Source organism: Pararhizobium sp. (genome assembly GCF_035497515.1).
Classification (GTDB): domain Bacteria; phylum Pseudomonadota; class Alphaproteobacteria; order Rhizobiales; family Rhizobiaceae; genus Pararhizobium.
The window spans coordinates 13,795-32,063 of the sequence record NZ_DATJDJ010000213.1 but is presented as its reverse complement, the minus strand read 5'-3'; the positions used below and the strand labels follow the sequence as shown (position 1 = coordinate 32,063).

Sequence of the window (18,269 nt, the reverse complement as noted above, 5' to 3'; positions counted from 1 at the left end):
TTTGGAACAATGAGCGATTTTAGAGCACAGCCCGCCACGGCTGTTAGAGACGAGGCGGAAGCCTCCAGTCAGGAAGAGGGCGGCAGTAGTAGCGCCGGCCAGAAACCTGAAAGCGGCAAAACGGGCTCCTCCTTCTGGAGTCGGGCAGCGCGGATATGGCGCGCCAGCAGCGGGTCAAGCCTGCGCGAAGATCTTGCGGATGCGCTGATGACCGGAGGGGCGGAAGGCGATACCGCCTTTTCGCCGGCCGAACGCGCCATGCTCAACAATATCCTGCGCTTCCGTGAAGTCCGCGTCGAGGACGTCATGGTGCCGCGCGCCGATATCGAAGCGGTGGATCTGAGCATCACGATTGCCGAATTGATGGTGATTTTCGAGGAGTCGGGCCGCTCGCGCATGCCGGTCTACAGCGAAAGCCTCGATGATCCGCGCGGCATGGTGCATATCCGCGACCTTTTGTCCTATGTCACCAAGCAGGCGCGCAACAAACGCCGCAGTGGCAGTCGCACGCCTGCCTCGGTCGCAGCGGCGGGTGAGAGACCTGAAAAGTCGTCCCGTCAGCCGAAGGCCGTCTTCGATCTTGGTCGCATCGACCTGACCAAAACAGTGGAAGAGGCGGGGATCATCCGCCAGGTCCTGTTCGTGCCGCCGTCCATGCATGCCTCCGACCTGATGCAGCGCATGCAGGCCGCCCGCATCCAGATGGCGCTGGTCATCGACGAATATGGCGGAACCGATGGGCTGGCCTCGCTCGAGGACATCGTCGAGATGGTCGTTGGCGATATCGAGGACGAGCATGACGATGAAGAGGTGATGTTCGCCAAGACATCGGACGACGTGTTCGTCGCCGACGCGCGCGTGGAGCTGGAAGAGATCGCGGCTGCGATCGGACCGGATTTCGACATTCGCGAACAGCTCGAGGATGTCGATACGCTCGGCGGCTTGGTGTTTGCGTCGCTCGGCCGGATACCGGCCCGGGGCGAGGTCGTGCAGGCCCTGCCGGGGTTCGAATTCCAGGTTCTCGACGCCGATCCACGCCGCGTAAAGCGTGTCCGCATCGTGCGCAAGCGCCCGCCGGCTCGCCGTCGCGCCGTCAAGGGTGAAGAGGATATGCCGGTTGAGGCCTCGCAGTCCGGCCTGCCTGAGAAATCCCTGCGCGAAACCGGCTGATAGCCGCGTGCAGGCGTTTTGCGCCGTTTCAAGGCACGACAAACCGCCGCTTTTTTGGAAGACTGCCCACGCGTTGATTCGCACGGATGGTCTTTGTGCGCTGCTGCTTGCCCCGCCTTTGGCCGGGCCGTGGCCCGCGCTGATTGAGGGGAACTGAATGGAGTGGCTTGCGGGCAGGATCATGCTGTTGTCGGGAGCCCGCCGGGCACTTGTCGCCTTCGTCGCCGGATTGATCGCCGTTCTGGCCCTGCCGCCCTTCGGCATCTTCGCGGCGCCCTTCCTGTCCTTTCCCATCCTCGTATGGTTGATCGATGGCGCGTCGGGCGATCCCGATCACGGCGCAATCCGGCGCGGCTTTCCGGCCTTCGCCATCGGCTGGTTCTTCGGCTTCGGCTATTTCCTCGGCGGCCTCTGGTGGCTCGGCAATGCGCTGCTGGTCGAGGCGGATGAGTTCGCCTGGGCCTTGCCGCTCGCCGTCATCGGCTTGCCGGCCTTCCTCGCCGTCTTCCATGCTTTCGCGGTGCTGCTGGCACGCCTGCTCTGGTCGAACGGCCTGGGGCGGATCGCCGCCCTTGCCTTTGCGTTCGGCCTGTTCGAATGGCTGCGCGGCTTCGTCCTCACCGGGTTTCCCTGGAACGCCATCGGCTATGCCGCCATGCCCATGCCGCTGATGATGCAGTCGGCGGCGGTGATCGGTCTTGCCGGCGTCACCATGCTTGCCGTCTTCGTTTTCGCCGCCCCGGCGCTGATCGGGACGCGCAAGGGCATGGGGTTGGGGCTGGGCCTCGCCATGCTCCTGATCGGCGCCCATTTCGGCTATGGATTTTACCGTCTGCAGCAACCTTCGCCAGCGCCGGCCGATCCAGCCGTCACCATCCGGCTCGTACAGCCGATGATCGACCAGTCGAAGAAACTCGATGACAAGGAGCGGTCCTCCGTGTTCGAGGAGCACCTGAAACTGACGCAGGAAGTGCCGCTCGATGGTGCCAAGCGGCCGGATATCGTCGTCTGGCCGGAAACCTCGGTGCCGTTCATCATCACCGAAAATCCGGACGCGCTGCTGCGAATCGCCGACGTCCTGCAGGACGGGCAGGTGTTGATCGCCGGTGCTGTGCGGGCCGAGGATGCAGGTGCCGGCCTGCCGCCGCGCTACTACAATTCCATCTATGTCATCGATGACGAAGGCCAGATCATCAGCGCATCCGACAAGGTGCATCTCGTTCCCTTCGGTGAATATATGCCGATGGAAAGCCTGCTCTATTCGGCCGGCCTGAACGCGATCGCCGCATCCATGCCCGGTGGATTTTCAGCGGCCGCGACGCGTTCGCTGCTGACCCTGCCGGGCGGGGCAGCACTTTATCCGCTGATCTGCTATGAGGCGATCTTCCCGGACGAGATCAGTGATGACGTTCTCCGGACCAGCGCGCTGCTCAACCTGACCAATGATGCCTGGTTTGGAAACACCCCTGGCCCCTATCAGCATTTCCAGCAGGCGCGGCTGCGTGCCGTCGAAAACGGAATGCCGCTGATCCGCGCCGCCAATACCGGAATTTCGGCTGTCGTCGATGCGCGCGGCGAAATCGTCACCGGTTTTCCGTTTGGAACCCGCGGCTTTGTAGACACAATTTTGCCGGGAAAACTTGATTTGCCCATGAGCCGGGAGGAGCAGAAACGGAACGGCATGGTGATCGCCGCTTTCCTGCTGGCGCTCGCGATTATTTCCCGTGTTAGTTTTATTTTGAGAGAGAATTGACCAAAAACCCCTAAAATTGCATAGTGGCTATCACCATAGATCTTCACCTATGTTCTGAGGGTTTCCGCCCGGCTACACAACGTAGCGTGTAGTCTGCTCTCGGCAAGTGTCCAGGTTATGGAGAAACTGAAACTTTGCTTATTAGGAAACCATCATGATAGAAAACAAGAAGAAGCCGAATCCGATCGATATCCACGTCGGTAGCCGGATTCGTCTTCGCCGCACCATGCTAGGCATGAGCCAGGAAAAGCTCGGTGAGAGCCTCGGGATCACGTTCCAACAGATCCAGAAATACGAGAAGGGCACGAACCGGGTCGGCGCCAGCCGCCTTCAGAATATTTCAAGCATTCTGAATGTTCCTGTCTCGTTCTTCTTCGAAGACGCACCGGGCGATTCTGGATTGGCAGGCCCGTCGGGCATGGCGGAAGCGTCCAGCTCCAACTATGTGGTCGACTTCCTGTCCTCCTCCGAAGGCCTCCAGCTCAACCGCGCATTCGTCAAGATTGGCGATCCCAAGGTGCGCCGCAAGCTGGTCGATCTCGTCAAGGCGCTCGCTGCCGAGGCGGAAGCCGAATAAGGCTGGCGCAAGCCGAAACTGAAAAAGAAGCGGCCGGACAGTGCCGCTTTTTTTGTGCCCGGATGTGACGCTTCGGTGAATGTGTTGCCGCGTCGAAGCGGGGGCTGCTTGTCGCGAAGTGCGGCATAATGGGTCAAAAAGCAGGAAAAACGTTCCTCTGGCACGCATATAAAGATATATTTATGTCCTTGTGTGCTTGTTTTTTGATGGCAAAATCACTAACACGTTCCAAGCAGTTTTTTCTTTGAGGGGACTTCCCGCATGCGCACAAACTACCTGTTTACGAGTGAATCCGTAGCAGAAGGCCATCCCGACAAGGTCTGTGACCGGATCTCGGATGAAATCGTCGATCTTGTGTATCGTGAAGCTGCGAAAACGGGTGTCGATCCCTGGGGTGTTCGCATCGCCTGCGAAACGCTGGCGACCACAAACCGGGTCGTGATCGCAGGTGAAGTTCGTGTTCCCGATACGCTCCTGAAGAAGGACAAGGAAGGCAACGTCATCAAGGACGCAACCGGCCATCCGGTCATCAACCCCGCCAAGTTCAAGTCCGCCGCCCGCAAGGCGATCCGCGAAATCGGCTACGAGCAGGCCGGCTTCCACTGGAAGACCGCGAAGATCGATGTGCTGCTGCATCCGCAGTCCGCCGACATCGCGCAGGGCGTCGATAACGCCGCCGACAAGCAGGGTGACGAAGGCGCCGGCGACCAGGGCATCATGTTCGGCTACGCCTGCCGCGAAACCGCCGAACTCATGCCGGCCCCGATCTATTACTCGCACCGTATTCTTGCCCTGCTGGCGACGGCCCGCAAGACGGGCGAGGGCGATGCCGGACGGCTTGGTCCCGATGCCAAGAGCCAGGTGACCGTGCGTTACGTCGACGGCAAGCCGGCGGAAGTCACCTCCATCGTGCTATCGACGCAGCATCTGGACGAAAGCTGGGATTCGGCCAAGGTTCGCGCCGTAGTCGAACCCTATATCCGCGAAGCCCTGCATGACATCGAGATTGCCGATGACTGCAACTGGTACATCAACCCGACCGGCAAGTTCGTCATCGGCGGCCCGGACGGTGATGCCGGCCTGACCGGTCGCAAGATCATCGTCGATACCTATGGCGGCGCAGCGCCGCATGGCGGCGGTGCGTTTTCCGGCAAGGACACGACCAAGGTCGACCGTTCCGCGGCCTATGCCGCCCGCTACCTCGCAAAGAACGTCGTTGCCGCCGGACTGTCCGAGCGCTGCACGATCCAGATCGCCTACGCCATCGGCGTTGCCCAACCCCTGTCGATCTATGTCGATCTGCATGGCACCGGCAAGGTCACCGAGGACCAGGTCGAGGATGCGATCCGCAAGACGATGGACCTGTCGCCATCGGGCATCCGCCGTCATCTCGATCTGAACAAGCCGATCTACGCGAAGACATCCGCCTATGGACATTTCGGCCGCAAGGCTGGCCGTGACGGTTCCTTCTCCTGGGAGAAGCTGGATCTGGTCAAGCCGCTCAAGGAAGCGCTGAAGGCGGCCTGAGGCTCCGGAGGGCCAGAACCTTTGGACGGCCAGAACCTCTGGACTGATCGTCCGATAAGACTGTAAAGCGGATGTCTCCGGGCGGAGACGTCCGCTTTTATCGTGAAAGACCACTGCCATGACCGACCAGACCCGCAATCGCTCGACCGAAGCCTTCTTTGGACGCCGCAAGGGCAAGCCCCTGCGCGCGCTGCAAGCGTCCCATCTGGAGACCATGCTGCCGGTGCTGCGCCTGCCGCTCGGTTCGCCGGCGCCGAACGATATCAAGGCGCTGTTCAGTCATCCCGTTGACGGGGTCCGGCTGGAAATCGGCTTTGGCGGCGGCGAGCACCTCATCCACCGGGCTGTGGAAAGCCCCGGCACGGGCTTCATCGGCGTCGAGCCCTTCGTCAATTCGATGGCAAAGCTGGTGGGGCATATCGAGGAGAAGGGGGCTGAAAATATCCGTCTGCACGACGATGACGCGACGCAGGTGCTCGACTGGCTGCCGGACGCCTCGATCGACCAGATCGATCTGCTCTACCCGGATCCCTGGCCGAAGCGGAAGCACTGGAAGCGCCGCTTCGTTTCCGCCGTCAACCTCGATCGTTTCGCACGCGTCCTCAAGCCCGGCGGCACGTTCTGTTTCGCCTCGGACATCGACAGCTATGTGAACTGGACATTGTCGTTCTGCCGCGATCACGCCGCGTTCGAATGGACGGCGGAAAACGCGAGCGACTGGCTGACACCCTATCCCGGCTGGCCGAGCACGCGCTACGAGGCCAAGGCACGACGGGAAGGGCGCAAATCCGCCTATCTGACGTTCCGGCGGGTCTGAACCGGAACAACACCATTCTTTGCAGTCTTAATGGAGGCTGACGGTCCGCAGGTCGTCTTCGGCTGCCTTGAAGAAGGTGCTCGAACGGTTGTCTGTCAGCAGGATCGGCGTGCCATCGGCGCCGAAAAGGGCCCAGAGGTCGAGGCCCGGATCCATGTCGGGCGCTTCCGGGAAGACGCGCGACACTTCGTCGGACCGCATCTTGCGGATATAGCCAACTTCACCGGCGCCGAGATGGGCCAGATCGTTTTTCGACAGGTGCGAACTGACGTGTTTCAATCCCATGAGTGATACTCCGTGGCTTTACAGAATCACTCGCCAGAAATGACGATGGAAACTGTAACTCTTTGATTCGCTGCACGAAGTTTGAGCCTTTAGGACAAAGCCGGCGCCTGATGCAGCCGGCATTGCTTTGCCGGTTATCCTACTCTGGGACCAAAATATTAATTTTCTTTACCATGCGGACCGGTTCGGGACGGATGAGATCGACGGAGAGCAAACCGTTCTTCAATTCGGCCTTCGAGACCTGCATTCCATCAGCCAGAACGAACATGCGCTGGAACTGACGCGCCGCTATTCCACGGTGCAGATAGTCGCGCTCACCCGTCTCTGCCTGCCGGCCGCGGATGATCAACTGGTTTTCCTCGGTGGTGACGTCGAGGTCGTCCTCGCCGAAACCGGCGACAGCCAGCGTGATTCGCAGCCGCTCGGGCTCACCTGATGTCTCGTCACGACGGATGCGTTCGATATTGTAGGGAGGATAGCCATCATTGCCCTTGGCGATCCGCTCAAGGGTTTTTTCCATGGCGTCGAAACCGAGCAGGAGCGGGCTCGTAAAAGGCGTAATCCGGGTCATCCGTTAGTCCTTGGCTGTCAAGCGACCGTTGTGCGGGCCTGCGAGGCAGCATCCGCACGCCTCAATATGGTAGCTGTGCGTAGCGAGCGCAAGGCGCTTGCGCCCGGAGGGGAGGCAAATCATAGTCCGCTCGCTGATTTGCAAGGAGACCCCGCATGACCGCGCCGAGAAAGATTATCATCGACACCGATCCGGGGCAGGACGACGCCGCCGCCATCATGCTGGCACTCGGCAGCCCGGACGAACTCGACGTGCTGGGGATCACCGCCGTTGCCGGCAACGTCCCGGTCGCGCAGACATCCCGCAACATCCGCGTCGTCTGCGAGCTTTCCAATCGTCGGGACGTCAAGGTTTATGCCGGCGCTGACCGACCCCTCAAGCGCCAGTTGGTGACGGCGGAACACGTGCATGGCAAGACCGGCCTCGATGGCCCGGTGGTCGAGGAGCCGACCATGCCGCTGCAACCGCAGCACGCCGTCGATTTCATCATCGAAACATTGCTGGCAGAGGAAGCCGGCACGGTGACGCTATGCACACTCGGCGCACTGACCAACATTGCGCTGGCGCTCGACAAAGCGCCGCAGATCGCCCCCCGTGTGCGCGAACTGGTGATGATGGGTGGCGGCTTCTTCGAGGGCGGCAACATCACGCCAGCAGCCGAATTCAACATCTATGTCGATCCGGATGCGGCCGAGATTGTCTTCAAGTCCGGCATCCCGATCGTCATGATGCCGCTCGATGTCACCCACCGGGTCCTGACCACCAGGGCGCGTGTCGAAAAGATCAGGGCGATCGGTTCGCCCGCCGCTGTCGCCATGGCCGAGATGCTGGAATTCTTCGAGCGCTTCGATGTCGAGAAATACGGCACGGACGGTGGCCCGCTGCATGATCCGACCGTCATCGCCTATCTCCTGCGCCCCGAACTCTTCAAGGGCCGCGACTGCAATGTCGAGATCGAGACCCAGTCCGAGTTGACCATCGGCATGACCGTGGTCGACTGGTGGCAGGTTACCAGGCGCACGCACAATGCCAAGGTCATGCGCGAAATCGACGACCAAGGCTTCTTCGACCTGCTGGCGGAGCGCATCGGCCGTCTCTGAGACGCTGTCCGACTGGATCGGCAATACAACAACGGCGCCTCGAAAGGGCGCCGTTGTGCGTTCCATGGATCATCAGACTGAATACGATTACTGGGTCGTCGTTGCCGGTGCGGTTGCCGGCGTGTCGGTGGCCGGCTTCGTGTCGGTCGATGGGGTTTCGACGGCCGGGACGTTGACATTCACGTCGGTGTTGCCGCCGCCGCCACCGCCGATGACGCCGGTAAACATCAGCAAGCCACCGATGACGACGATTGCGATAATGACGGCAACCGCCCATCCGGCGGTGCCGCTTCTGCCTGTGTTGATAACTGTTGGTCCACGATCAGTCATCTGGAATTCCTCCGGGTTGATAACTGTCGTTAAAACGCGGAACTCCCGTTCAAGTTCCACCCGATACGAATATGTCGCTTTCGCAACTGCCGGTTCCCTCCCGGGCGGCACAATGAATGCGAAACGGCGCCCCTGTGGCGCCGTTTGCATTTTCATCACTCTAGGACATGGAGATTTCAGAACTCTTCCCAATTGTCCTCGGCCAGCGCCGTATTGCCGGAGACCTGCGGAGCGGCCTTCGGGACCGGGGCGACGGTGCGGGTCGGAGCGGCCTTTGCCGGTGCGCCGTAGCTTGCCGCCGGAGCCTTTGCAGGTGCCCGCATGCGCTCGGCGGTTCCGCGCAGCATGTCGGCGGAGGAGTTGCTTTGGCGGGTCACCTGGAAGCGCGAAACCAGCGTGCTCAGCGAGCGGGCTTCCTCGTTCAGCGTCATGCTGGCGGCCGTGGTCTCTTCCACCATCGCGGCGTTCTGCTGGGTCACCTGGTCCATCTGGTTGACGGCCGTGTTGATCTCCTTCAGGCCGACGGCCTGCTCGGAAGCCGAGCCGGAAATCTGGCGGATCAGGCCGTTGATCTGCACGACCTGGTCGGCGATCTTCTGCAGCGCGCCACCGGCGCGGCCGACGAGATCGACACCATCGCGAACCTGGCCGGCCGAGGTGTTGATCAGGGTCTTGATCTCCTTGGCGGCGTTGGCGGAGCGCTGGGCGAGTTCGCGGACTTCCTGTGCGACGACGGCGAAGCCCTTGCCGGCATCACCGGCACGCGCCGCCTCGACGCCTGCGTTCAGCGCCAGCAGGTTGGTCTGGAAGGCGATTTCGTCGATGACGCCGATGATGCGGCTGACCTCGCCGGACGACTGTTCGATGCCTTTCATCGCGGCGATCGCCTTCTGGACGACTTCGCCGGACTGCTCGGCATCGGTGCTGGCCGTTTCGACGGATTTCGCGGCAACCTTGGCATTGTCGGCGCTGGCATTGACCTGGGAGGTCAACTGGTCAAGCGCCGCCGCCGTTTCTTCGAGGCTCGCAGCCTGCTGTTCGGTGCGGTGCGACAGATCGTTGGCGGCATTGCTGATTTCACTTGTGCCGGTGCCGATGTTGACGACGGAGGTGTTGACCGTCTGGATCGTCTCTTCGAGGCTTTCCATGGCCGAATTGAAGTCGCTTTTCAGCTGTGCGTATTCACCCGGGAAATCATCGGAGATGCGATAGGCGAGATCGCCGGAGGAGAGATGCGACAGGCCCTTGGCGAGCTTGGCGACGATCTCGCGCTGGGTGGCGTTCGACTGGGCGCGTTCCGATTCCGACTGGCTGCGCTGTTGTTCGGATTGCTGACGCTCATGGCGTGCCTCGGTTTCCAGGCGCTTGGTATCGGCGAGCCGGTGGCGGAAGCCTTCCAGGGCCCTGGCGACCGAACCGGTTTCGTCGGAACGGTCCTGGCCGGTGATCGCCGCCGTGTAGATGCCGGTGCTGAGATTAGCGACATCGCTGACGAGGCCGGCAAGCGGCTTCTGGACGAAGCTGCGAACAGCGAGATACAGACCGAGCAGCACGGCGCCGAGAACGATCAGTCCGCCGATCACCATCATGTAAGTCTGGTCGAGCACCGGAGCGTTGATGGCGCTCTGCGGCACGTCGACGAGGACGACCCAGGTCGTGTTCACGTCAGGCAAGGCGAACGGATAGACGACACGGTCGAAAGTTTCGTTGCCGTCATAGGTCAGATCGTCGATCATTCCGGGCTGCGACGTGGCCAGCGCGTTCTTGACGACATCGGCGCCGATCCCGTCATATTCCTTCATCAGAAGATCCGGGATCGGGGCAACGAGCCACTTGCCCGTCTGGGACAGGAGCGTCACGCGACCGGTGCCAAAGGGACGAATATCCTTCATCTTGTTGGCGAGCGAGGTCAGCGATACATCGACGCCGCTGACGCCGATCAGCTTGCCCTCGGAGATGACCGGATAGGCGATCGAGGACATCGAATTGTTGTCGCCGGTGGTCGTTTCGGTGTATGGCGGCGACATCGCGCCCTTCAGGCTCTTGGCGGCCAGCGCATACCAGTCCGCCTTGTAGTCGGAATTGAAAGTCGAGAAATCGATACCGGTCTTGCCCTTGGTCCAGTAGGGGTTGAGCGTTCCGTCCTTGCTCGCGCCGAAATCATTCTTGCCGGCATAATCGGCGGACTTGCCGTCGAAGGCGTTGGGTTCTTCCGCGAACCAGCTGCCGAACGCGAAGGCATTCTTCTCGACATTGGCCTTCAGCATATCGACGATGCCCTTGCGATCGAGATAGCCGCCTTCATGGCCGCGTCCGATAATGCCGGCGGTGGAACGCGCAGCCCCCGCCAGTTCGGCAACGTTGCTGGCGATGTCGGAGGCAATCGATTTTGCTTCCGTGCGTGCCTGATCCAGAACCAGCGTCTGGACACGGTCCTGGGTCTGCGAGATCAATACGAAGTTGGACGCGAGCAGGACAAGCGCGATGATGCCGCCCGTCACTGCGATAAGCTTGGTCGCCAGGGATTTGGCTTGGAACTTGAACATGGATGTCCCCGCATGTGAAAGCCGCGGGTTTCGATGCCGCGGAATGACGCGATCTGTTGGTGGGAATGCTCTGTCATGGAGCGTCAGATGCCAACCGGCATCACGAGGCCGCCTCTGATCCTGGGAAAGCGAACCTGTGTAGCTGTTTGATACAGCAGCATTTATTAAAATTAGACCAACGTCAGGAACCCAAATCCAGCCATTTTTCGGAAGGACTTACACGGAATATGACATTGACGACGCTTCCTGTTCCGATCACGCAATGCGGGGCGGGAAGCGCCTGCCGGTCAGATCCTGGCATCGACCTCGGCTGCGAGCGGAATGGCCGGCTGGGCGCCGGGTTTCAGGCAGGCAAGCGAGCCCGCGACGGCTGCACGGCGCAGCGCCGTGTCGAAATCGAGGCCTGTATCGAGGCTGGCGGCAAGATAGCCGCAGAACGTGTCGCCCGCGCCGACGGTATCGACCGGCTCGATCTTCAGGCCCTTTGCCTTGTGGAAGGCGCCGCCGCGAATGGCGATCACGCCTTCCGCGCCGAGCGTGACGATGATCGTCTGCCTGGTTTCGCCGTGTAGCCGCGTCATTGCATCCTGACGTTCGTCGGCGGACAGCCCGTCGCGACCGGCAAGCAGTTCGAATTCCGTTTCATTGGCGACGACGATATCGGCCATGCGCCCGAGGCGAGCGGCGTCGGGTGTCAGCGGTGCGATATTCATGATCGAGGTGACGCCCTTCCGACGGGCGGAAATGAGTGCCTTTTCCACCGCGGGCGCCGGGATTTCCAACTGCAGCATCAGCGTATCGCCCGCCGCCATCTCATCCACGGTGGCAGCCGCGTCCTGCGCATTCACGGTGCCATTGGCGCTCGCCACGACGACGATGACGTTCTCGCCGTCACCGCCAACGAGGATATGGGCCGTGCCGGTGGGCTCGTCGGCGATCTTGGTTTGTGAAAGATCGGTGCCGGCCTGTTTCATCAGCGTCAGCGCGCCCTCGGCGAAACCATCCGAGCCGACTGCGCCGGCCATGCGCACGGAGGCGCCGGCCCGGGTTGCGGCGAGCGCCTGGTTCGCGCCCTTGCCGCCGGCGGCCGTCGAAAATCCGCTACCAGCAACGGTCTCGCCGGGCTTCGGCAGACGCTCCGTGGTGGCGATCAGATCCATGTTGATGGAGCCAAAAACTGTAATCATCGACGCGTCTCCCCCGGCAGGCGATTTTTGCCGGACAGTGCCCGAGACCGTCAGTCTTCGTCAACCACCCGAAGCTTCAATTGCCCCATGCGATTGTCGAAAGCCTTCGGCTCCTGCGCCGATGGAGCGGCACTGGCAGTTTCCAGATCAAGCGCCTCGATCCTGGTGCCGCGCTTCTTCAGCTTGTCCGACGAGATGAGGATGTCATCGACATCCTTCTGCGTCGTCAGGAAATGGCCATGCAGCTTGCGCACACGATCATCGAGACGGGTGAGATCCTCCATCAGCCGGATGACCTCGCCCTGGATCAGGTGGGCCTGTTCACGCATCCGGGCATCGCGCAGGATTGCCTGGATCACTTGGATCGACAGCATCAACAGCGACGGGGAGACGATGACGATGCGCGCCTTGTGCGCCCGTTGGACGATGCCTTCGAAATTCTCGTGAATCTCGGCGAAGATCGACTCGGACGGAACGAAGAGGAAGGCCGTCTCCTGCGTCTCGCCGGGGATCAGGTATTTCCCGGCAATATCGCGGATATGAACCTCCATGTCGCGCCGGAATTGCTGGGCGGCCAAACGGCCTGCCTCGGGGTTTTCCGCGCCTCGGATCGCGTTCCAGCCCTCGAGCGGGAATTTTGCATCGATGACCAGAACCGGCTGGCCGTTCGGCATGCGCAGCGTGCAGTCCGGGCGTGAGCCGTTCGACAGCGTTGACTGGAATGCATAGGCACCCATCGGCAGGCCATCGGAGATGATCGTTTCCATGCGCGACTGGCCGAAGGCGCCGCGCGTCTGCTTGTTGGACAGGATGCTCTGCAGTCCGGCCATGTCCTTGGCCAGCGACTGGATGTTGGTCTGGGCGGTATCGATGACAGCCAGCCGCTCCTGCAGCCGGCGCAGGTTCTCGTGCGTCACCTTCGTCTGCTCGCTGATCGATGCGCCGATCCGGTGGGTCATGCCGTCGATGCGCTGGCTGATCGACTGGTTCAACTCCGATTGGCGTGCGCCAAAGACATCCGCCATGGCCGCGATGCGCCCCTGCATTTCCGTTTGGGCGGCGAGAAGCGCGTTCATCCGCTGCTCGGCATCATCAGCCGATTGCCGCGCGCGACGGCGACCGAGCACCGCGGGAATCCCGGCGAGCAGCAGGATGCCGATGGCGATGAAGAGGCCCATGCCGAGTGTCACCGGATGGTTGCCAAGAATGAAGAGGGGCTGGTCGAGTGTCAGAATTGTCGGCTCCATGGCTGCAGAATAGGTGGATTCCTCGGCATTGACCAGATCAAACCGGGAACATTCTCGAATCTGATCGCGCGAATGGCTGCTTTTGTTGCAAAAATCTTGAGGTGGAGAATTCCATCGACGCGAAAGATCGGTTAAGGGAGCCAGATGACCATCAAGCCGCTCATCATCCTTCCTGATCCCGTGCTGCGCCAGCTGTCCAAGCCGGTCGAGACGGTCGATTCCGATGTCCGCCGCCTCGCCGACGACATGCTCGAAACCATGTATGACGCGCCCGGTATCGGCCTCGCGGCCATCCAGATCGGCATTCCGCGCCAGATGCTTGTCATCGACATCGCCAAGGAGGGCGAGGACAAGCAGCCGATGATCTTCATCAACCCGAAGATCCTGACATCTTCCGACGAACGTTCGGTCTATGAAGAGGGTTGCCTGTCGATCCCGGATTATTACGCCGAGGTCGAGCGGCCGGCGACGATCACCGTCGAATATGTCGATCTCGACGGCAAGCAACTGACGGCGCAGGCCGACGGCCTGCTCGCCACCTGCCTGCAGCACGAGATCGATCACCTCAACGGTGTCCTGTTCATCGATCATATCTCCAAGCTCAAGCGCGAAATGGTGATCCGCAAATTCACCAAGGCCGCCAAGACCCGCGGCGCCAAGGCGATCTGACGCATCCGTTGAAAATGCGCAGGCTTGAAACGATGATATCGATGATATCATAGTGGAGGCTTGGCGATGGGTGATCTGCTGATCCGGAATATTTCAGACGCATTGAAACGCGACATCGCAGCTGTTGCAAAGCGCACTGAGCGTAGCCTGTCAGATGAAGCCAAGGAGCTTTTGCGCAAGGGTTTGATTGCCGAGAGCGATATCAAGCCGGTGGAAGAGCAGTCTGCATATGATGTGCTGCGTGCAGCGGTCGCAGATTGCCTGATGACCGATGAAGAACATCAGGAATTCATGGCGTTAATTGAAGAGAGCCGCAAGAATGACTACGAACGGCCGGGTTTCGGGTTCGAATGATTGTGCTGGATATCAATACCGTTTCCGAAATTGCAAAGGTCACCATCCATCCCATGGTGGTCAAATGGCTGCGGCGACGAAGCATGTCGGAGCTCTTCGTCTGTGTCGCAACGGCCATTTCGGTTCCGGACACCATGATCGCCGCGATCTGCCTGTCGCACGGCGCGATGTTGGCGACGCGGAATGTAAAAGACTTCGAGGGGCTTGATTTGAAGCTCGTAAACCCTTTTGAAGAGGCCTGATCAGGAACGGGAGTCCGCGTACCGTGTCGCTTCGTATCATTTTCATGGGAACGCCCGAGTTTTCGGTGCCGACGCTGGCAGCGCTGGTGCAGGCCGGCCACAAGATCGCCGCCGTCTACACCCAACCGCCGCGGCCCGGCGGGCGCCGTGGGCTCGACCTGCAGAAATCGCCGGTGCACCAGGCGGCCGAATTGCTCGGTATTCCCGTTCTGACACCCGTCAATTTCAAGGATGCCGCTGACCGCCAGACATTTCGTGATTTCGATGCGGACGTGGCCGTGGTCGTCGCTTATGGCCTGCTTCTGCCGGAAGAGATTCTCAATGGAACGCGGCTCGGCTGCTACAACGGCCATGCCTCCCTCCTGCCGCGCTGGCGTGGCGCTGCCCCGATCCAGCGGGCGATCATGGCCGGCGATCATGAGACCGGCATGATGGTGATGAAGATGGACAAGGGCCTCGACACCGGCGATGTCGCGCTGACCAAGGTCGTCGCCATCGGCAGCGAGATGACATCAGCCGAGTTGCACGATCGCCTGATGCTGGTCGGCGCGGGGCTGATGAGGGAGGCGATGGACAAGCTCGATGGCGGCGACCTGCCGTTGACGCCGCAGGCCGAGCACGGCGTCATCTATGCCGCCAAGATCAGCAAGGCCGAGACGCGGATTGATTTTTCGAAAACCGCAGCCGAGGTCCACAATCACATTCGCGGCCTGTCGCCCTTTCCCGGCGCCTGGTTCGAGCTGGAGATTGCCGGCAAGCCTGAGCGGGTCAAGGTCCTGTCCTCGGTGATCGAGACCGCCGGCGGAGAAACCGGAACGGCGCTGTTCGACGACCTGACGATCGCCTGTGGCGATGGTTCGGTCCGCCTGACGCGGCTGCAAAAGGCCGGCGGCAAGGTGCTGGCTGGCGACGAGTTTCGTCGCGGCACGCCCATTCCGGCCGGCACAGGGCTCGCCTGATGCCGCGCTTCCGCATGACCATCGAATATGACGGTTCGAACTATGTCGGTTGGCAGCGGCAGGACAATGGTCCTTCCGTGCAGGGCGCGGTCGAGAAGGCCATCCTGGCGCTGACCAGGGAACCCGTTCTGATCCGCGGCGCGGGGCGGACCGATTCCGGCGTGCATGCGCGCGGACAGGTGGCACATGCCGATCTTTCGCGGCAGTGGAAGCCGGAAACGCTGCGCAACGCCCTCAACGCCTATCTCGGTCGGGCGCGCGAGCAGGTGGTAATCCTCGAGGCGGCGGAGGTGCCGGACGAATTCGACGCGCGGTTCTCGGCGCTTCGGCGGCATTATCTCTATCGCATCATATCGCGGCCTTCACCGCTGGCGCTCGAGGCGAAGCGCGCCTGGTGGGTGTCGAAGCCCATCGACCATGAGGCCATGCACGCGGCAGCGCAGGTGCTGGTCGGGCGGCACGATTTCACGACCTTTCGCTCGACCCATTGCCAGGCCAACAGCCCGGTGCGCACGCTGGACCGGCTGGACGTGACGCGCGATGGCGACGTGATCGAGATGCGGGCGACGGCGCAGAGTTTCCTGCACAACCAGATCCGCTCCTTTGCCGGTACGCTGAAATTGGTCGGCGACGGACGCTGGACGCCGGATGACGTGCGCTCGGCGCTGGAGGCGCGGGACCGCAAGGCTTGCGGTCCGGTGGCGCCAGCGGAGGGGCTCTATTTCATGCAGGTCGATTACTGAATCGTTGCAGCGTAGATCGGCATCAGTCCGAGGAGCGGCGGCAGGCCCTCGCTCAGCATCAGCGACGGCAGTATCAGCAGCGCCGATATCGTCGAGGCGAGCAGCAACTGGTTGTCGGTGATGGTTTTTATCAGCCGGAAGATTGCCGTGAAATTGGCGATCAGCAGGATGAGGGATAGCAGATAGGCAAGGCCCTCGCCGCCGGGGATGACCAGCCGAATCGTCAGCGGCACGGCCATGGCGTAGACGGTCGGCACCGACAGCCAGTTGGCTGTGACGATGATCGGGGCCAGCAGGTTCGTGTAACCGAGCGGCTTCGCCAGCATCACCAGCAGCACCAGCGGCACGATCCACATGGTGAGATCGACCAGAAGGAGCTTGATGATGAAGAGCAGGCCCGTTTCAGTGCCCTGCGGCATCTGCTCGAGATAGAACAGCCGCCATGCCGCCCAGCCGACGGCCATGGCCGGCAGGCACCACAGGATCGCGGCGAAGGAGCGCCAGACGCCGGGCGCGGAGATGTCGAGCCAATCGAAACCGCTCTTGTCGCCGAGGATCAGCAGCCACAGGCCTTTCAGGTAAAACCCGATTTCTTCAATCTGCGGCATGACCGAACCAGCGGCTGACGAAGGTCTCGTAGATGTTGGTCAGTGTTTCGAGGTCGGCAACGGCGACGCGCTCATCAACCATGTGCATCGTCTGGCCGACAAGGCCGAACTCGACGACCGGGCAGTAATCCTTGATGAAACGCGCATCCGACGTGCCGCCCGTGGTGGAAAGCTTCGGTTCGCGACCGGTGACGGCCTCGATGGCGCCCGACAGCGAGGCGATCAGTGCGTTGTTGCGGGTGAGAAACACGTGGCTCGGGCGCTCGCTCCAGACGATGTCGTATCCGACCGGCGCGCGGCCGGGACGCAGCACGCCGTCGATGGCGGCGCGATCGAGCCTTGCGATGATCTCGGCTTTCAGCCGGTCGGCGTCCCAGGTGTCGTTGAAGCGGATGTTGAAGCTCGCCGACGCCTTCGCCGGAATGACGTTGACGGCCTTGTTGCCGACGTCGATCGTCGTCACTTCGAGATTGGACGGCTGGAAATTGTCGGTGCCGCCATCAAACGGCGGGTCCATCAGTGCCTGGGTCAGGGCCAGGATGCCCCGCACGGGGCTGTCGGCCAGGTGCGGATAGGCCGCATGACCCTGAACGCCGCGAACGGTGACGGTGCCCGAAAGCGAGCCGCGGCGGCCGATCTTGATCATGTCGCCGAGCGTGTCTGGATTGGTCGGTTCGCCGACCAGGCAAGCGTCCCAGCGTTCGCCTTTTTCGGCCGCCCATTCCAGAAGCTTGATGGTGCCGTTGATGGCCGGGCCTTCCTCGTCGCCGGTGATAAGGAACGAGATCGAACCTTTCGGCGGGCCGTTTTTCTCGATCTGGCGGGCAACGGCGGCGGCAAAGCAGGCAATTCCGCCCTTCATGTCGACGGCGCCGCGTCCATACATCTGACCATCGGCGATATCGGCCGAAAACGGCCCATGCGTCCAGGCGGCCTCGTCTCCGACCGGCACGACATCGGTGTGGCCGGCAAACATCAGATGCGGCCCATCCGTGCCGATCCGGGCATAGAGGTTGTCGATATCCGGCGTGCCCTCCTCGGTCGCCGTCACCCGGTGCGTGGCAAAGCCCAACGGCTTCAGCATCGCCTCCAGCGCCGTCAGCGCGCCGCCCTCGGCGGGCGTGACGGACGGGCAGCGAATGAGGGTGGAGAGATTGGCGACGGGATCGGTAGCGGTCATCAAACAAGGCCTGTTGTTGTGCGGCTTGGTTTAGCCGATCCATGCAGGGCTGTCACGGGGTGGGTCGGGAGGTTTGCTGTGTCTTTGGCCTGCTGTTGAGGGCAGGGCTATCGCATATGGAAAAAGACCCCCTCTGGCCTGTCGGCCACCTTCCCCACAAGGGGGGAGAGATTCTGCCGCAGCCACTTGTTTTCAATGACGGAGGGGACGGCAGTTTAAGCCCCTCCCCCTTGTGGGGAAGGGACATTTCCATTTTCTGACCATCCACCGGACAAGGGCTTACGTCTATCCTCTATCCGGCACCGCCTCACTGCCACGCCTGGCAGCGTATCCATTGGTGGAACGGGATGCTGGCACGGGTTTTGAGGGCGGGGATGGACGGGGATGAAGTTTTTCGAAGTCAC

The 18,269-nt window shown here is 61.6% G+C and carries 18 protein-coding genes and 1 pseudogene; 11 read left to right on the top strand and 8 right to left on the bottom strand.

Features of this window, described 5'->3' with window-relative positions; translation table 11 throughout:
- Positions 1-9 precede the first annotated feature (9 nt).
- From VL202_RS22460 to VL202_RS22440, 5 genes are all read left to right on the top strand, one after another.
- Positions 10-1,170 carry a hemolysin family protein gene (locus VL202_RS22460; RefSeq protein ID WP_325466280.1) on the top strand — a complete coding sequence of 387 codons (1,161 nt, stop codon included), beginning with the start codon at positions 10-12 and terminating at the stop codon, positions 1,168-1,170.
- Positions 1,171-1,327: 157 nt separating this feature from the next.
- Entirely contained in the window at positions 1,328-2,923 is a 1,596-nt protein-coding gene (lnt, locus tag VL202_RS22455; protein WP_325466279.1) for an apolipoprotein N-acyltransferase, read from the top strand.
- 154 nt (positions 2,924-3,077) lie between these two features.
- On the top strand, positions 3,078-3,500 hold the full coding sequence (locus tag VL202_RS22450) for a helix-turn-helix domain-containing protein (RefSeq protein ID WP_325466278.1): 423 nt from the start codon (positions 3,078-3,080) through the stop codon (positions 3,498-3,500).
- Positions 3,501-3,761: 261 nt separating this feature from the next.
- Positions 3,762-5,027 (top strand): methionine adenosyltransferase, encoded by a 1,266-nt coding sequence (gene metK / locus VL202_RS22445; protein ID WP_325466277.1) that lies wholly within the window; start codon positions 3,762-3,764, stop codon positions 5,025-5,027.
- 118 nt (positions 5,028-5,145) lie between these two features.
- Complete coding sequence (locus VL202_RS22440; protein ID WP_325466276.1) at positions 5,146-5,844, top strand: tRNA (guanosine(46)-N(7))-methyltransferase TrmB; 699 nt, start codon at positions 5,146-5,148, stop codon at positions 5,842-5,844.
- Between the two features lie 27 nt (positions 5,845-5,871).
- Here VL202_RS22440 and VL202_RS22435 read toward each other — a convergent pair whose 3' ends face one another.
- Entirely contained in the window at positions 5,872-6,129 is a 258-nt protein-coding gene (locus VL202_RS22435; RefSeq protein WP_062582878.1) for a DUF1150 family protein, read from the bottom strand.
- A gap of 139 nt (positions 6,130-6,268) precedes the next feature.
- A complete protein-coding gene (locus VL202_RS22430; RefSeq protein ID WP_325466275.1) occupies positions 6,269-6,700 on the bottom strand; it encodes an Hsp20 family protein in 432 nt (143 codons plus the stop codon).
- A 155-nt stretch (positions 6,701-6,855) separates the two neighbouring features.
- Between VL202_RS22430 and VL202_RS22425 the strand changes: the two genes are divergently transcribed.
- Complete coding sequence (locus VL202_RS22425; protein ID WP_325466274.1) at positions 6,856-7,800, top strand: nucleoside hydrolase; 945 nt, start codon at positions 6,856-6,858, stop codon at positions 7,798-7,800.
- An 87-nt stretch (positions 7,801-7,887) separates the two neighbouring features.
- Here the strand turns inward: VL202_RS22425 and VL202_RS22420 are convergent, their stop codons facing one another.
- The 4 genes from VL202_RS22420 to VL202_RS22405 form a co-directional block, all read right to left on the bottom strand.
- Positions 7,888-8,130 (bottom strand): hypothetical protein, encoded by a 243-nt coding sequence (locus VL202_RS22420; protein ID WP_325466273.1) that lies wholly within the window; start codon positions 8,128-8,130, stop codon positions 7,888-7,890.
- 176 nt (positions 8,131-8,306) lie between these two features.
- Positions 8,307-10,676: a methyl-accepting chemotaxis protein gene (locus tag VL202_RS22415; RefSeq protein WP_325466272.1), complete on the bottom strand. Its 2,370-nt coding sequence runs from the start codon at positions 10,674-10,676 to the stop codon at positions 8,307-8,309.
- A gap of 287 nt (positions 10,677-10,963) precedes the next feature.
- Positions 10,964-11,863 (bottom strand): ribokinase, encoded by a 900-nt coding sequence (locus tag VL202_RS22410; RefSeq protein ID WP_325466271.1) that lies wholly within the window; start codon positions 11,861-11,863, stop codon positions 10,964-10,966.
- Between the two features lie 50 nt (positions 11,864-11,913).
- The gene (locus VL202_RS22405) at positions 11,914-13,110 is read right to left on the bottom strand and encodes a DNA recombination protein RmuC (RefSeq protein WP_325466270.1); all 1,197 of its coding nucleotides are present in this window, start codon (positions 13,108-13,110) and stop codon (positions 11,914-11,916) included.
- Between the two features lie 144 nt (positions 13,111-13,254).
- Between VL202_RS22405 and def the strand changes: the two genes are divergently transcribed.
- The 5 genes and pseudogenes from def (at position 13,255) to truA (ending at position 16,077) form a co-directional block, all read left to right on the top strand.
- Positions 13,255-13,779: a peptide deformylase gene (def, locus tag VL202_RS22400; protein ID WP_325466269.1), complete on the top strand. Its 525-nt coding sequence runs from the start codon at positions 13,255-13,257 to the stop codon at positions 13,777-13,779.
- A gap of 66 nt (positions 13,780-13,845) precedes the next feature.
- The gene (locus VL202_RS22395; RefSeq protein ID WP_325466268.1) at positions 13,846-14,133 is read left to right on the top strand and encodes a plasmid stabilization protein; all 288 of its coding nucleotides are present in this window, start codon (positions 13,846-13,848) and stop codon (positions 14,131-14,133) included.
- A 128-nt stretch (positions 14,134-14,261) separates the two neighbouring features.
- Positions 14,262-14,375, top strand: a pseudogene (locus VL202_RS22390) (type II toxin-antitoxin system VapC family toxin); the annotation flags it as partial.
- A 23-nt stretch (positions 14,376-14,398) separates the two neighbouring features.
- A complete protein-coding gene (fmt, locus tag VL202_RS22385; RefSeq protein ID WP_325466267.1) occupies positions 14,399-15,334 on the top strand; it encodes a methionyl-tRNA formyltransferase in 936 nt (311 codons plus the stop codon).
- A complete protein-coding gene (truA, locus tag VL202_RS22380) occupies positions 15,334-16,077 on the top strand; it encodes a tRNA pseudouridine(38-40) synthase TruA (protein WP_325466266.1) in 744 nt (247 codons plus the stop codon). The genes fmt and truA overlap by 1 nt, the downstream gene beginning before the upstream one ends.
- Here truA and VL202_RS22375 read toward each other — a convergent pair.
- On the bottom strand, positions 16,071-16,685 hold the full coding sequence (locus tag VL202_RS22375) for a hypothetical protein (RefSeq protein WP_325466265.1): 615 nt from the start codon (positions 16,683-16,685) through the stop codon (positions 16,071-16,073). The two genes, truA and VL202_RS22375, sit on opposite strands and share 7 nt — an antisense overlap.
- Positions 16,672-17,865: a succinyl-diaminopimelate desuccinylase gene (gene dapE / locus VL202_RS22370; protein WP_325466264.1), complete on the bottom strand. Its 1,194-nt coding sequence runs from the start codon at positions 17,863-17,865 to the stop codon at positions 16,672-16,674. Before dapE ends, VL202_RS22375 begins: the two co-directional genes overlap by 14 nt.
- Positions 17,866-18,269: the final 404 nt, after the last annotated feature.

What these genes read in the sequence shown, in the direction of transcription:
- VL202_RS22430 (WP_325466275.1), bottom strand. Translation starts at nt 6,700, where the DNA reads ATGACCCGGATTACGCCTTTTACGAGCCCGCTCCTGCTCGGTTTCGAC.
- lnt (WP_325466279.1), top strand. Translation starts at nt 1,328, where the DNA reads ATGGAGTGGCTTGCGGGCAGGATCATGCTGTTGTCGGGAGCCCGCCGG.
- def (WP_325466269.1), top strand. Translation starts at nt 13,255, where the DNA reads ATGACCATCAAGCCGCTCATCATCCTTCCTGATCCCGTGCTGCGCCAG.
- VL202_RS22420 (WP_325466273.1), bottom strand. Translation starts at nt 8,130, where the DNA reads ATGACTGATCGTGGACCAACAGTTATCAACACAGGCAGAAGCGGCACC.
- VL202_RS22375 (WP_325466265.1), bottom strand. Translation starts at nt 16,685, where the DNA reads ATGCCGCAGATTGAAGAAATCGGGTTTTACCTGAAAGGCCTGTGGCTG.
- VL202_RS22415 (WP_325466272.1), bottom strand. Translation starts at nt 10,676, where the DNA reads ATGTTCAAGTTCCAAGCCAAATCCCTGGCGACCAAGCTTATCGCAGTG.
- metK (WP_325466277.1), top strand. Translation starts at nt 3,762, where the DNA reads ATGCGCACAAACTACCTGTTTACGAGTGAATCCGTAGCAGAAGGCCAT.
- VL202_RS22450 (WP_325466278.1), top strand. Translation starts at nt 3,078, where the DNA reads ATGATAGAAAACAAGAAGAAGCCGAATCCGATCGATATCCACGTCGGT.
- VL202_RS22395 (WP_325466268.1), top strand. Translation starts at nt 13,846, where the DNA reads ATGGGTGATCTGCTGATCCGGAATATTTCAGACGCATTGAAACGCGAC.
- truA (WP_325466266.1), top strand. Translation starts at nt 15,334, where the DNA reads ATGCCGCGCTTCCGCATGACCATCGAATATGACGGTTCGAACTATGTC.
- VL202_RS22460 (WP_325466280.1), top strand. Translation starts at nt 10, where the DNA reads ATGAGCGATTTTAGAGCACAGCCCGCCACGGCTGTTAGAGACGAGGCG.
- dapE (WP_325466264.1), bottom strand. Translation starts at nt 17,865, where the DNA reads ATGACCGCTACCGATCCCGTCGCCAATCTCTCCACCCTCATTCGCTGC.
- VL202_RS22425 (WP_325466274.1), top strand. Translation starts at nt 6,856, where the DNA reads ATGACCGCGCCGAGAAAGATTATCATCGACACCGATCCGGGGCAGGAC.
- VL202_RS22405 (WP_325466270.1), bottom strand. Translation starts at nt 13,110, where the DNA reads ATGGAGCCGACAATTCTGACACTCGACCAGCCCCTCTTCATTCTTGGC.
- VL202_RS22435 (WP_062582878.1), bottom strand. Translation starts at nt 6,129, where the DNA reads ATGGGATTGAAACACGTCAGTTCGCACCTGTCGAAAAACGATCTGGCC.
- VL202_RS22410 (WP_325466271.1), bottom strand. Translation starts at nt 11,863, where the DNA reads ATGATTACAGTTTTTGGCTCCATCAACATGGATCTGATCGCCACCACG.
- VL202_RS22440 (WP_325466276.1), top strand. Translation starts at nt 5,146, where the DNA reads ATGACCGACCAGACCCGCAATCGCTCGACCGAAGCCTTCTTTGGACGC.